This window comes from Burkholderia mayonis, assembly GCF_001523745.2.
Taxonomy (GTDB): domain Bacteria; phylum Pseudomonadota; class Gammaproteobacteria; order Burkholderiales; family Burkholderiaceae; genus Burkholderia; species Burkholderia mayonis.
On record NZ_CP013387.1, the window covers coordinates 2,390,506 to 2,403,340 of the forward strand.

10 protein-coding genes are annotated in these 12,835 nt (G+C 66.3%); 6 read left to right on the plus strand and 4 right to left on the minus strand.

All coding sequences use genetic code 11. The features are described 5' to 3' along the window. Positions 1-36: 36 nt before the first annotated feature. From deoC to WS70_RS29650, 3 genes are all read right to left on the minus strand, one after another. Positions 37-819, minus strand: a complete 783-nt coding sequence (gene deoC / locus WS70_RS29635; RefSeq protein ID WP_059596953.1) for a deoxyribose-phosphate aldolase — start codon at positions 817-819, stop codon at positions 37-39. A gap of 13 nt (positions 820-832) precedes the next feature. After that, positions 833-2,107, minus strand: a complete 1,275-nt coding sequence (locus WS70_RS29640) for a NupC/NupG family nucleoside CNT transporter (protein ID WP_059596952.1) — start codon at positions 2,105-2,107, stop codon at positions 833-835. A gap of 543 nt (positions 2,108-2,650) precedes the next feature. After that, positions 2,651-3,304, minus strand: coding sequence for a TetR/AcrR family transcriptional regulator (locus WS70_RS29650; protein WP_059596950.1), 654 nt, complete (start codon positions 3,302-3,304; stop codon positions 2,651-2,653). A gap of 106 nt (positions 3,305-3,410) precedes the next feature. Here WS70_RS29650 and WS70_RS29655 point away from each other — a divergent pair, with 106 nt between their 5' ends. The 5 genes from WS70_RS29655 to WS70_RS29680 all read left to right on the plus strand — a co-directional run bounded on the left by WS70_RS29655 (position 3,411) and on the right by WS70_RS29680 (position 9,733). Further along, a complete protein-coding gene (locus tag WS70_RS29655) occupies positions 3,411-4,319 on the plus strand; it encodes an SDR family NAD(P)-dependent oxidoreductase (RefSeq protein WP_059596949.1) in 909 nt (302 codons plus the stop codon). Beyond that, a complete protein-coding gene (locus WS70_RS29660; protein WP_059470198.1) occupies positions 4,316-5,911 on the plus strand; it encodes a flavin-containing monooxygenase in 1,596 nt (531 codons plus the stop codon). The genes WS70_RS29655 and WS70_RS29660 overlap by 4 nt, the downstream gene beginning before the upstream one ends. Positions 5,912-5,916: 5 nt before the next feature. After that, positions 5,917-6,891, plus strand: coding sequence for an alpha/beta fold hydrolase (locus tag WS70_RS29665; protein ID WP_059470199.1), 975 nt, complete (start codon positions 5,917-5,919; stop codon positions 6,889-6,891). A 767-nt stretch (positions 6,892-7,658) separates the two neighbouring features. Beyond that, positions 7,659-9,122: a GGDEF domain-containing protein gene (locus WS70_RS29675; RefSeq protein WP_059596993.1), complete on the plus strand. Its 1,464-nt coding sequence runs from the start codon at positions 7,659-7,661 to the stop codon at positions 9,120-9,122. 161 nt (positions 9,123-9,283) lie between these two features. Then, positions 9,284-9,733: a zinc-finger-containing protein gene (locus WS70_RS29680; RefSeq protein WP_059470200.1), complete on the plus strand. Its 450-nt coding sequence runs from the start codon at positions 9,284-9,286 to the stop codon at positions 9,731-9,733. Between the two features lie 762 nt (positions 9,734-10,495). Here the strand turns inward: WS70_RS29680 and WS70_RS29685 are convergent. After that, positions 10,496-10,762 (minus strand): hypothetical protein, encoded by a 267-nt coding sequence (locus tag WS70_RS29685; protein ID WP_159082992.1) that lies wholly within the window; start codon positions 10,760-10,762, stop codon positions 10,496-10,498. On the opposite strand from WS70_RS29685, the gene WS70_RS29690 reads away from it, so the two are divergent. Then, the gene (locus WS70_RS29690; protein WP_059596947.1) at positions 10,745-12,676 is read left to right on the plus strand and encodes a S53 family peptidase; all 1,932 of its coding nucleotides are present in this window, start codon (positions 10,745-10,747) and stop codon (positions 12,674-12,676) included. The two genes, WS70_RS29685 and WS70_RS29690, sit on opposite strands and share 18 nt — an antisense overlap. Positions 12,677-12,835: the final 159 nt, after the last annotated feature.

Below are 12,835 nucleotides of genomic sequence, written 5' to 3' on the forward strand. Positions count from 1 at the left end.
CGGCCGCTCGCGGCGGCACGTGCCGCCGCGCGTCGCTCAATATGCGCCCCGCGTCGCCCCCGCTCGATGCCCGAGCGTCTCGAGCAGATTGCCGAGCAGCCCCGACGCGCCGAAGCGGAACGTCGCGCTCGTCAGATAGCCGGCCCCGAGTTCGCGCTCGGCGAGCGACAGATACTGCGCCGCATCCTGCGCGGTGCGCACGCCGCCCGCCGCCTTGAAGCCGATCGCGCGCCCGCTTTCGCGGATCGTCGCGAGCATCACGACCGCCGCGTCGAGCGTCGCATTCACCGCGACCTTGCCCGTCGACGTCTTCAGAAAATCCGCGCCCGCCTCGATCGCGATCTCGCTCGCCTTGCGGATCGCCGCCGGGCCACGCAGTTCGCCCGTCTCGAGGATCACCTTCAGGCACAGGCCGCCCGCCGCCGCGCGGCATTGCGCGACGAGCTCGCGCCCGACCCGCTCGTCGCCCGCAAGCAGCGCGCGATATGGGAACACGACGTCGATTTCGTCCGCGCCGAGCGCGACCGCGTCGGCCGTCTCGCGCGCGGCCGCGTCAGGATCGGCCGCGCCGTGCGGAAAATTCGTGACGGTCGCCACCGGCAGCACGAGCCCGCGCGCAGCGAGCGCCGCGTGCGCGATGCCGACGAAGCGCGGATACACGCATAGCGCGGCGGGCGTGCCGACCGGCGTGTCGGCCGACACGGCTAGCGCGGCAATCTTCTCGTCGGTGTCGTCGTCGTTGAGCGACGTAAGGTCGATCAGATGCAGCGCCTTCAGCGCCGCCTCGGTCAACTGGTTGCGATTCAGCGAAAGCTCCATGCGAGCACCTCGTTCAGGAAAGGGACAGGAACAGGCCGGCGATCGTCGCGCTCATCAGGTTCGACAGCGTCGCGGCCGCGAGCGCGCGCAACCCGTAGCGCGCGACGTGGGAACGCAGATCCGGCTCGACCGCGGTGAAGCCGCCCGTCAGGATCGCGATCGACGAGAAGTTCGCGAAGCCGCACAGCGCGAACGACACGATCGCGATCGTCTTCGGCGCGAGCACGGGCAGCCCGGCTGCGGCGACCTGCGCCGCGTCCTTCAGATAAGGCGACAGCGCGCCGTACGCGACGAACTCGTTCAGGATCAGCTTCTGGCCGATGAAGCTGCCGGCCACCGACGCATCCCGCCACGGCACGCCGATCAGCCACGCGAGCGGCGAGAACAGCGCGCCGAGCAACGATTGCAGCGTGACGCCGGCAAAGCCGAGCCAGCCGGCAACGAGACCGACCATCGCGTTCAAGAGTGCAATCAGCCCGATGAACGCGATCAGCATCGTACCGACGTTCACGGCGATCCGCATCCCGACGCCCGCGCCGGACGCCGCCGCCTCGATCACGTTCGCCGCGCGCTTCTCGTCGAACTCGAGCGATTCGACGACGACGCGGGAAGGCTCCGTCGTCGGGCACAGCATCTTTCCGAACAAAAGGCCGCCCGGGATCGCCATGAACGACGCAGCGAGCAGGTACTCCATCTTCACGCCGAGCCCCGCATAGCCGGCGAGCACCGAGCCCGCGACCGACGCCATGCCGCTCGACATCACCGCGAACACTTCGGTTCCGTTCATCCGCCGGATGAACGGCTTCACGAACGCGGGCATTTCGCTCTGGCCTAGGAAGATCGTCGCGACGGCCGAACACGCTTCGATGCGGCTCACGCCGAGCAGCTTCGCCATCGCGGTGCCGACGATCGCGATCAGCCACTTCATCACGCCGATGTAGTACAGCACCGCGATCAGCGACGTGACGAACACGATCATCGGCAGCACGCGCAGCGCGAACGCGAAGCCGCCGTCGCCGAAGAGCGCGAACATCTTGTCGCCGACGAGGCCGGCGAACAGGAACGCGACGCCGTGCTGGCCCATCTCGAGCACGCTGTTGACGGCGTGCGCGGTCGCCGCGAGCGCGTTGCGGCCGATCGGCACGAACAGCACGAGCGCGCCGATCACGAGCTGCGTCGCGAGCGCCGTGACGACCGTGCGGGTGCTGATCGCCCGCCTGTTGATCGACAGCGCATAACCGACGCCGAGCAATACCACGATGCCACACAAGCTGCGCAAGATGTCCACGAACGTACCTCGGGTGATGGGATGAGAAGCCGCCGCCGTTGCCGGCGCGGCCGGTCCGGCTCGCCGGCCGGTTCGATCGGACGGACAAGTCCGTCCATTCGTCGGACGAGAACATAACGTGCGCGGACCGCGAATGCCAGTGCGTCGAATCGACCGGGGAACGAAAGTGGCGCGGGCGCAGGCGCCGTGCGTGGTTTGAGTTGTCAGCGGGATTTTGGTGAGGTAAGCGATCAGCGGCCCGGAGCGGCGACGCTGGCGGGCCAGCGTGAGGAAAGGTCGAAGCGTTCGAGCGCTCCGCACCGCCGCGCATGCGGCGACGGGCGGAGCGCCGCGAAGTCGCGCCTGTTTGTCGGTTCGCCCGTTCGCCCGTGCCGCCGCGGCGTCCGTTGCCGCGACGGCATCGGCGCGCCCGCCTGCAATCGATGGTCGAAGCCGGTCAATCGCGAACGCGCATCGAAGCAAGCAAACGCCGCACGCGCGCCGCAGCAATGCGCCGTCCCGACGTTCTTGCGACGCTCGCGAGACGCGCTTCGTCCAGCGCGCTCACCACTTCGCGAGAAACGGCAACGTGCCGAGCAGCACCTGCCGGCAATTGCGCACCATCTTCTCCTCGGGATCGCGATAGCCGGTCAGCAGCCACGCCGCCCCGACGTTCGTCATCGCGCCGACGAGCGCGAGCCCGATGATCCGCTGGTCCGCGCGCTCGTCGGCGTCCTCGCTCACCGGTCCGACGAGCGAAACGATCATCTTGCCGAACTCGAGCAGATTCCGCTGGTAGGTCGCATCGGTCCCGGCACTCACGCCCATCACTTCGAGCAGCAGCACGCGCGCCGCGCAGGTGTCGCGCAGGAATGCGAAGAATGCGGCGAGCCCCGCGTCGATCCGCGCGTCGAGCCCGTCGTGCGCGTCGTCGAGCGCGTCGATCGCCTGCTTCACCGACGCGCGCAACCGCTCCGCATGATGCTGGTAGGTGCAGCGCAGCAATTCACCGGCGCCGTCGAACGCCGCGTAGAAATAGCGGTCGTTGAGCTTCGCCTCCTGGCAGATCGCGCGCACGGTCGCCTTGCGAAAGCCGACCGTCCCGAAGATGCGCGTGCCCGCACGAATCAGCGCGTCGCGGCGCTCTGCCGCCCGCGCCTCGGGCGAAACTCCGCCGTAGGGACGGCCCCTCTTGTCGAGTTCGAGTATGTTCTCCATTTCGCTATTTGACATCAGTCAATGTCAAAATTAAAGTGGTGACGACCAACACCACATTAAAAGCTGACACAAGTCAAATGGAGACACCCATAGGGAGGGCCGTCCGATGAAGCATTTTTCAGGCAAGGTGGCGGCAATCACCGGCGCGGGTTCCGGCATGGGACGCAGCCTGGCCGTCGAGCTGGCGCGGCGCGGCTGCCATCTCGCGCTCAGCGACATCAACGAAAGCGGCCTCGCGCAGACCGTCGCGTTCTGCGCGGCGCACGGCGTGAAGATCACGTCGCAACGGCTCGACGTGTCGTCGCGCGATGCGGTGTTCGACTGGGCGCGCGCGACGCGTGAAGCGCACGGCAAGGTCAACCTGGTCTTCAACAACGCGGGCGTGTCGCTCGCGGCGCCCGCCGAGACGGCGCGGATCGAAGATTTCGAATGGATCATGGGGATCAACTTCTGGGGCGTCGTGCACGGCGCCCAGGCGTTCCTGCCGTATCTGCGCGAATCGGGCGACGGCCACGTGATCAACACGTCGAGCCTGTTCGGCCTCGTCGCGATGCCGACGCAAAGCGCGTACAACGCGACGAAGTTCGCCGTGCGCGGCTTCACCGAAGCGCTCAGGATGGAGCTCGAGCTCGAAGGCGCGCCCGTCGGCGTGACCTGCGTGCATCCGGGCGGCGTCGCGACCAACATCGCGACCGCGTCGCGGATCGATTCGAGCATCGCGACGCTGACCGGTCAGGACATCGAAACGCATCGCCGCGCGGCGAACCGGCTCATCAACGTGACGACGCCCGAATCGGCCGCACGCCAGATCATCGCGGGCGTCGAGCGCAACGCGCGGCGCGTGCTCGTCGGCGCCGACGCGCGCCGCATCGACAAGCTCGCGCGCCTGTTCGGCTCCGCATACCAGGTCTTCGTGCTGCGCTTCGTTCGCAAGTCGCGCGAACGCAACCTCGCGCGCCAGCACGGCGCGGCGCAGCCCGCCCCCCCTTCCTCCATCAGCAAGGATCCCGCATGAGCTCGACGACAAACTGGAACGCCGCCCGCTCGCTGAACGATCGCGCGCCGCATGCGGCGACGGGCGGCGACGCCCGCGCCGCGACCGACTTCGACGTGCTGATCGTCGGCGCCGGGCTGTCCGGCGTCGGCGCCGCGTACTACCTGCGCGAGCGCTGTCCGGACGCGAAGTTCGCGATCCTCGAAAGCCGCGCGACGATGGGCGGCACGTGGGATCTGTTCCGCTACCCCGGCGTCCGTTCGGATTCCGACATGTTCACGCTCGGCTTCAGTTTTCGGCCGTGGCACAGCGACAAGGCGATCTCGGACGGCCAGACGATCCTCGACTACATCCGGGACACCGCGCGCGCGTTCGGCATCGACAAGACGATCCGCTTCAACCACAAGGTGACGGCCGCAAGCTGGGATTCGACGAGCGCGCGCTGGACCGTGCGCGTGCAGCGCACGAGCGACGCGCATCACGAAGAAGCCGTCTACACGTGCCGCTTCCTCTACATGTGCAGCGGCTACTACGACTATGACGAAGGCCACGCGCCGACCTGGCCCAACATGGATGCGTACCAGGGCCGCGTCGTCCATCCGCAGCGCTGGCCGGGCGATCTCGACTACAAGGACAAGCGCGTCGTCGTGATCGGCAGCGGCGCGACTGCGGTCACGCTCGTGCCGTCGATGGCGGGCGACGCGCGCCACGTGACGATGCTGCAGCGCTCGCCGACCTACATCGTGTCGCTGCCCGCGCGCGACGCGATCGCGAACGCGCTGCGCCGATGGCTGCCGTCGGGGCTCGCGCACCGGCTCGTGCGGCTGAAGAACGTACTGCTGACGATGTACTTCTACAGCCTCGCGCGCCGCCGGCCGGATGCGACGAAGAAGTTCATCATCCGCGCGGCGGGCAAGCAGCTCGGCCCGCAGTTCGACGTCAACAAGCATCTGACGCCGCGCTACAAGCCGTGGGACCAGCGCGTCTGCCTCGTGCCGAACGGCGATCTCTTCAAGGCGATCCGCTCGGGCAGCGCGTCGATCGTCACCGACGAGATCGAGCGCTTCACGCCGACCGGCCTGCGCCTGAAGAGCGGCCAGCGCCTCGACGCGGACGTGATCGTCACCGCGACGGGCCTCAAGCTGAAGATGCTGGGCGGCGCGGCCGTGACGGTCGACGGGCGCCCCGTCGATCTGTCGCAGACCGTGTCGTACAAGGGAATGATGTATAGCGGCGTGCCGAATCTCGCGTCGTCGTTCGGCTACACGAACGCGTCGTGGACGCTGAAGGCCGAGCTGATCGCGCAATACGTGTGTCGCCTGCTCGACCACATGCGCACGCACGGCTACGACGTCTGCGTGCCGAGGCTCGCACCCGACAGCATGGAGCTCGAACCCGCCGTCGACCTGACGTCGGGCTATATCCAGCGCGCCGCCGGCGTGCTGCCGAAGCAGGGCACGAAAAAGCCGTGGAAGTCCTACCAGAACTACGCGCGCGATTTCGCCACATTCAGGTTCGGCACGCTTGCCGACGGCGCGATGCAGTTCGAACGCCGCCGCCCGGCGCTCGCCGAACGTGACGACACCCGTCAGCCCGCCTACGAAGGAAGGTGATCCCAATGATAATCAAGCTGTTCCACTTTCTCGTTTACGCGACCCTCGCGCTCGTTGCATTCACGCTGTTCACGTCGCACCGCATCAAGAAGATGTTCCCGCCCGAAGGCAAGTTCGTCGACGTCGGCGCGGACCGCCTGCACTACGTCGAATACGGCGAAGGTCCGCCGATCGTATTCGTGCATGGCCTCTGCGGCCAGCTGCGCAACTTCGCGTACCTGGACCTGCAGCGGCTCGCGAAGTCGCATCGCGTGATCCTCGTCGATCGTCCCGGCTCCGGCCGCTCGACGCGCGGCCCGCGTTCGACCGCGAACGTTTATGCACAGGCCCGCACGATCGCGATGTTCATCGCGACGCTCGGCCTCGACAAGCCGGTCGTCGTCGGCCACTCGCTCGGCGGCGCGATCTCGCTCGCGCTCGCGCTCAACCATCCGCAGAGCGTGAGCCGCATCACGCTGATCGCCCCGCTCACGCACACCGAAACCGAGCCGCCCGGCCCGTTCCGCGGTCTCGCGCTGCGCTCGTCGCTCATGCGCCGCTTCGCATCGTTCACGCTCGGCATTCCGGTTTCGATATTGCAAAGCCGCAAGGCGATCGAACTGATCTTCGCGCCGGAAACGGTGCCGCACGACTTCGGCGTGAAGGGCGGCGGCCTGATGGGGCTGCGGCCGCACGCGTTCTATTCGGCGTCGTCGGACCTCGTCGCGGCGCCGGAAGACCTGCCCGACATGGAAAGCCGCTACGCGTCGCTTACCGTGCCCGTCGACGTGCTGTACGGCCGCAGCGATCAGATCCTCAACTGGCAGCGTCACGGCGAGGCGCTGAAGAAGCGGCTCGACGCGGTCAACCTGAAGGTCGTCGACGGCGGGCACATGCTGCCCGTCACGCAGCCCGCGCAAACGACCGACTGGCTGCTAGAAGTCGCCGGAACCCCGGTATCCGCCGAGCCCAAGCGCGTGACGGAAAGCGCGGAAAGCTGAACCGACGATTTGCGACGGACGGCATCGGTAGCGCGTGCGATTGCACCGCGAAGCCGTTCGATTTGCGCGATGCGCGCCGCCTTTCATGCGGCGCGTTTTTTTATTGTGCGCACCATTGCTCACGCTTGCTGAACACACTCGCGACTCGTTGCATACGCAACGAATCGCTCACACCGCCGTAAGCGCGCACTTCGTGACACCGGCCGTCCAGATCGAGATCAAAAGCATCGCGCCGGCCCGCCGCGCGCTGCGTACCGACTGACCGGCGCTGTCGCGCGCTCGCGCCCGCGACGCCATCGTAACGCACGCATGCGGCAATCCGCCGCGCGCGCGGTCAGCGCATCGGTCATCGACCGGCATTGCAATGACATTGAAAGATCCGCGCGCGAATCCGTGCTCGACGATCGCGATATTCCGAAGTAAAAATCTCCGATCGAATCAACCGACGCAAAATGCGCGCGGCGCGCCGTTCATGACGGGCCGGCGTGCGACGGCCGAATCGCCGGCCGTCGCCGGATCGACCTGGAGAACGCCCTTGTGCGACGCCCGAATGCTCAAGAAAATGCCGCATTGCACGATAACCCGAATAACCGTCGCACCCGCGTGAGCCTGCAGCCTGCGCTACGCGACGAACGAAACGACGGTCCGATCGGACGGCGCCCGGAAGCGGGACGCCGCCGATCCGCCGCCCGACAGCCCCCGACGTCATGCGCAAGCGTTCGACCTCCTTCACCATTCGTTACCTGCAGCCCTGGATGCAGAGCCTGATGTCGCCGACGGGCATAATCGTTTGCGGCGCGCTGCTGCTCACGCTGATCTGGCTGTTTTGCGCACGCGTGCTGTACGAGTCGCGCAAGGATGCCTACCAGCGTGCGACCGAAAACGCGAACAACCTCGTGCTGTTGCTCGAACGCGACATCGCGCGCAACGTCGAGCTCTACGACCTGTCGCTTCAGGCGGTCGTCGACGGCGTCAACGATCCGCGCATCATGGCCCTCGACCCCGCGATACGCAGCAAGGTGCTGTTCGACCGCGCGGCGACCGGCAAGTATCTCGGCACGATCTACGTGATGAACGCGCGCGGCGACATCGTGCTCGATTCGCATTTCCCGAAGCCGCCGCCCGTCGCGAACTTCGCGTATCGCGACTACTTCATCTATCAGCGCGACCACCCGGCGGGCGGCCTCTACATCAGCGAGCCGTACGCGGCGCGCTTGCGGCACGGCGCGCTGACGGTCGCGCTGAGCCGGCGCATCACGCGGCCCGACGGCTCGTTCGGCGGCATCGTCGCCGGCACGCTCAGCATCGACTACTTTCGTGCGCTGCTCGACGGCCTGTCGGTCGGCCCCGGCGGCACCGCAGCAATTTTCGAGACCAACGGGTTGTTGATCTCGCGGCTGCCGTTCGACACGAAGATGGTCGGGCGCAGCATCGCCAATTCGGAGCTCTACGCGAACGCGACGGCGCACGACGAAGGCGCGTTCACCGGCATCGCGTCGATCGACGGCGTGCGCCGCCTCTACGTGTACAAGCGGCTGCCCGGTCTGCCGATCGTGGTCGACGTGTCGCCCGCCGAGCGTCACGTCTTCGCCCAATGGCACATCCGCGCGCAGCGGCTCGGCGTGCTGATGCTCGTGTTCGGCGTCGTGATCGTCACCGGTACCGCGCTGCTGTCTCGCGAACTGCGCTGGCGGCGGCACGCGGAACTGCGCCTGCAGCGCCTCGCGCGCACCGATGCGCTGACGGGCCTCGGCAACCGCCGTGCGTTCGACGAGAACCTGCGCCGCGAATGGGCGCGCACGCTGCGCTCCAGCCGGCCACTGTCGCTGCTGTTCGTCGACATCGATCAGTTCAAGAATTACAACGACTGCTACGGCCATCAGGCGGGCGACGAAGTGCTGCGAGAAGTCGCCCTCTGCCTTGCGCTGAACGTGCGCCGCGCGGCCGACGACGTTTCGCGCTACGGCGGCGAGGAGTTCGTGATCACACTGCCGGACACCGATGCGAAGAGCGCATCCGCGATCGCCGAACACCTCCGCCGCGCCGTCTACGATCTCGACATCGAGCACGAGAAGAGCCCGTACCGGCGCGTGACCGTCAGCATCGGACTCGTGACGTCGCACGCTAACGCCGCGCATTCCGACACGGCGCTCGTCAAGATGGCCGACGCCGCGCTGTACCAGGCGAAATCGACTGGCCGCAACCGTGTCTGCGACGCGCAGCACGCGTAGCGAGCGCCCACGCTTCGGATCCGGCGACGCGGTCCCGGCGCACGCGCGCCGCCGCGCCGCTTTCCTGCTCGCGAACGCGCGCGGAAGGAACCCAGGCCGCGCGGCCCGGTCATTCGTATACGCTATCGCTTTATCCACGCTCGAACCTTTTGCCCTGAATCATGCGCGTTGGCCGCCCCGTTCCCGCCCTCCCTCAACCTGTCTGCGACTACTGCGGCGCGAAAGCGACGCTCGCGCGTTTCGGCGACGAAGCGTATCCGTACCGCGAAGATCACGGCGAACTGTGGATCTGCCCGCCGTGCGACGCGTGGATCGGCGTCTTTCCGCGCAGCCGGCGCCACGTGCCGCTCGGCCGGCTCGCGAACGCCGAGCTCAGGCATGCGAAATCTGAGCTGCATGCGGCGCTCGAACCGCTCGTCGCCGCGAAGATGCGGCGCGACGGCTGCAACGCGTTCGAAGCGCGCGCGAAGGGCATACGCTGGCTCGCGGCGCAGTTGGGGCTCGACGCAACGTCGAGCACGATCCACACATTCGATCTCGACGCATGCCGGAACGCGCTGCTGCTCGTCGACCAATTCATGTCCCGCAAATCGCCGCCCGCAAATTCGTAATACAAATTCGCGGCCTCCGCGGCGTATCAAACGCTTTCCGCCAGCCAACTTACAAGCAGCTTTAATCGAATTCGGTTCAAACGAATTCCGCTTCTAAATTTTTTAGATCAAATCAAAAAAAGTTTGACGCTTCGATTTTTTCCTTGCTATCTTTTCATAGACAAATGCCGCTGCTGGCACATGGCACAAGTACTACCCAAACATTAGCTTGACCAAATTCTTCCAATTCAATTACGTTATTTTCGAGGGGCGGCTTTCAATCCACGAAGAAACCGCAGCACGTTTCCGGACCATCGATTAATTCCTGATTAACCAGCAATCCAGCTTCATTCATCGCGAATCAGAAATATCGAAAATCATTCGATTAAACGCGGATTTTCGAGATTGGGTTCAGTGCGATGCGACGCGGATGCCGGAATGTCGGGTGTCGAGCATCCGGCCGGCGCGGCCGACGAAAGCGGCATACGACGAATGATGTGCGCGACGAAAGGGCGCCGCGCGCCGCCGACGCCCCGGCAGCACGACTTGCTTCACAGCCCGACCGGCTCGCCCGGTTCAGGCCGGTCTATTGAGTGTGCGTTCCGTCTCGCGCGCCGCTTCGCCGCGGCTGCGCGACGGGATTCTGTTCTCTGAAATCGCAGGAAGACGCGGCGCAGCGGCCGCGCGACAGGCCACGCCGGCCCGCCGCGTCGCCATGCGAATCGCGGAATGGATCGTGGTACGGCGGAAGCGGTTCTTTCGCGCGCCATATGAATTGGATTCCTAAGCATTGAACGAGCTGCCCATCGAGTCGGACGCCCGTTCGTTCGGCACGCGAAACCGGCCGCGCGCCGACACGAACGCCGAACCAAACGGCGCCGTTCCGCCACGCAATCCGTCGAAGGGAGAGAGCCATGTCGCCATGAATCGCAGCTTCGCCGCATCGCCGTGCATCGGCTGCGCGCCGCGCGTCCCTACCCGCCGGACCAAGGCTGCGCATCCGTTCTTCATCATTTTCTTGGGACTCCCAAAATGCAGAGAACTCAGCATGTCAACCGGCTATTCTCGAAACGCTTCGCGCTGTCGCTGCTACCGCTAGCGATCGCCGCCACGTTGTCCCCGCTTTCCGCGCAAGCCGCATCCGATTGGGCGCCGACCCGCACCGACGCCTTCCTGCTCACGCGCGCGCCAGCCGCCGCCGCGTCGCAGACGCTGGCCAAGACGGCGCCGAGCTACGCGCTCAATACGATCGGCACACCCGAGCTCGCCGACACGACCGTCACGCCGCTCGAGCTGAGCCAGCCGCTGCGCGTGACCGTTGTCCTGAAGAGCCGCAACGAAGCGCAGCTCGACGCGTTCCTTCATGAAGTGAACCAGCCCGGCAGCGCGAACTATCACAAGTACCTGACGCCCGAACAATTCAAGGCGCGCTTCGCGCCGACCGACGGCCAAGTGCAGGCCGTCGTCGCGCACCTGAAGGCGAACGGCTTCAGCAACGTCACGGTGTCGGCGAACAACAAGCTGATCTTCGCGGAAGGCAACGCATCGAATGCGGAGCGCGGCTTCCATACGACGCTCAAGCGCTTCAACTACCGCGGCAAGGCGGTCTACGCGAACGACGCGGCGGCGCTGATTCCCGCGTCGATGAGCCCGTTCGTCGATTCGGTGCTCGGGCTGCAGAATGCGGCCGTTCCGCATCGGCTGCTCCATCGCGCCACGCCGACGGACGCGCGCATCCAGCCCGGCACGATCACGAAGAACGCGACGAGCGGCTCGCAGGTCGGCCACCAGACGACCGACTTCGCGCAGATCTACGACGCAAGCGGCCTACCGGCCGCGACCAATACGACAGTCGGGATCATCACGTGGGGCGACATGACGCAGACGATCGCCGACCTGAAAACGTTCACGCAGAACGCAGGTCTGCCGACCGTCAACACGGCGGTCGTCGCGGGCAGCTCGGGCACGCTCGCCAACGACGGCGATCCGAGCGAATGGGATCTCGACAGCCAGACGATCATCGGCACATCGGGCGGCGTCAAGCAACTGATCTTCTATGCGGCCGTCAACGGCGACAGCAACGACAGCGGCCTCACGAACGCGACGCTGACGGCCGCGTACAACAAGGCCGTCACCGACAACGTCGCGAAAGTCATCAACGTATCGCTCGGCGAAGACGAAGCGGCCGCGAACTCGGACGGCACGCTCGCCGCGACCGATGCGGTCTTCAAGCAAGCGGTCGCGCAAGGCCAGATCTTCTCGGTGTCGTCCGGCGACGCGGGCGTCTACCAATGGTCGACGTCGCCGTACGGTGCGCCCGGCTACATCGGCACGTACAGCGGCGGCAAAGTCACGACGAAGATCAATCTGGCGAAGTACAGCGTGTCGTCGCCGGCGAGCTCGCCGTACGTCGTCGCGGTCGGCGGCACGACGCTGTCGACGAGCGGAACGACGACCTGGGCGGGCGAGACCGTCTGGAACGAAGGTCTCGCGTACGCGGACATCGGCAGCAACGGCCAGCCGCTCGACAACGCGGTTCGGATCTGGGCGACGGGCGGCGGCGTCAGCGGCTACGAGGCGGCGCCGAGCTGGCAGACGGGCGCGCTCGGCAGCTCGGTGACGAAGCGCGTCGTGCCGGACGTCGCGTTCGACGCCGCGCAATCGACGGGCGCGTACATCGTCGTCAACGGCCAGCCGAATCAGTTGATCGGCGGCACGAGCCTCGCGTCGCCGATCTTCGTCGGCGGCTGGGCGCGCGTCGAATCGGCGAACAACAACAGCCTCGGTCTGCCGACATCGAACTTCTACCAGGGCCTGCCGGGCAACACGTCGCTCGTGCACGACGTCACGTCGGGCAACAACGGCTATAACGGTTACGGCTATAGCGCGAACTCCGGGTGGGACGATGACACCGGCTTCGGCAGTCTCGATTTCGCAAAGGTAAGCGCGAGTTCGGTCAAGTAACGAGCGGGGATCGCCGCGCGGCCAGCTTGGAACGCGCGGCGAATTTCGCGCTGGAACGCGTATGTTGTATGTCGGCATCGTAGGCAGGCGTCTGCGTGGCTGTCGATGCGACTGTCACCTCTGCTGGAGAGGTGGATTCTTGTCGAGTTCTCTTTGTCG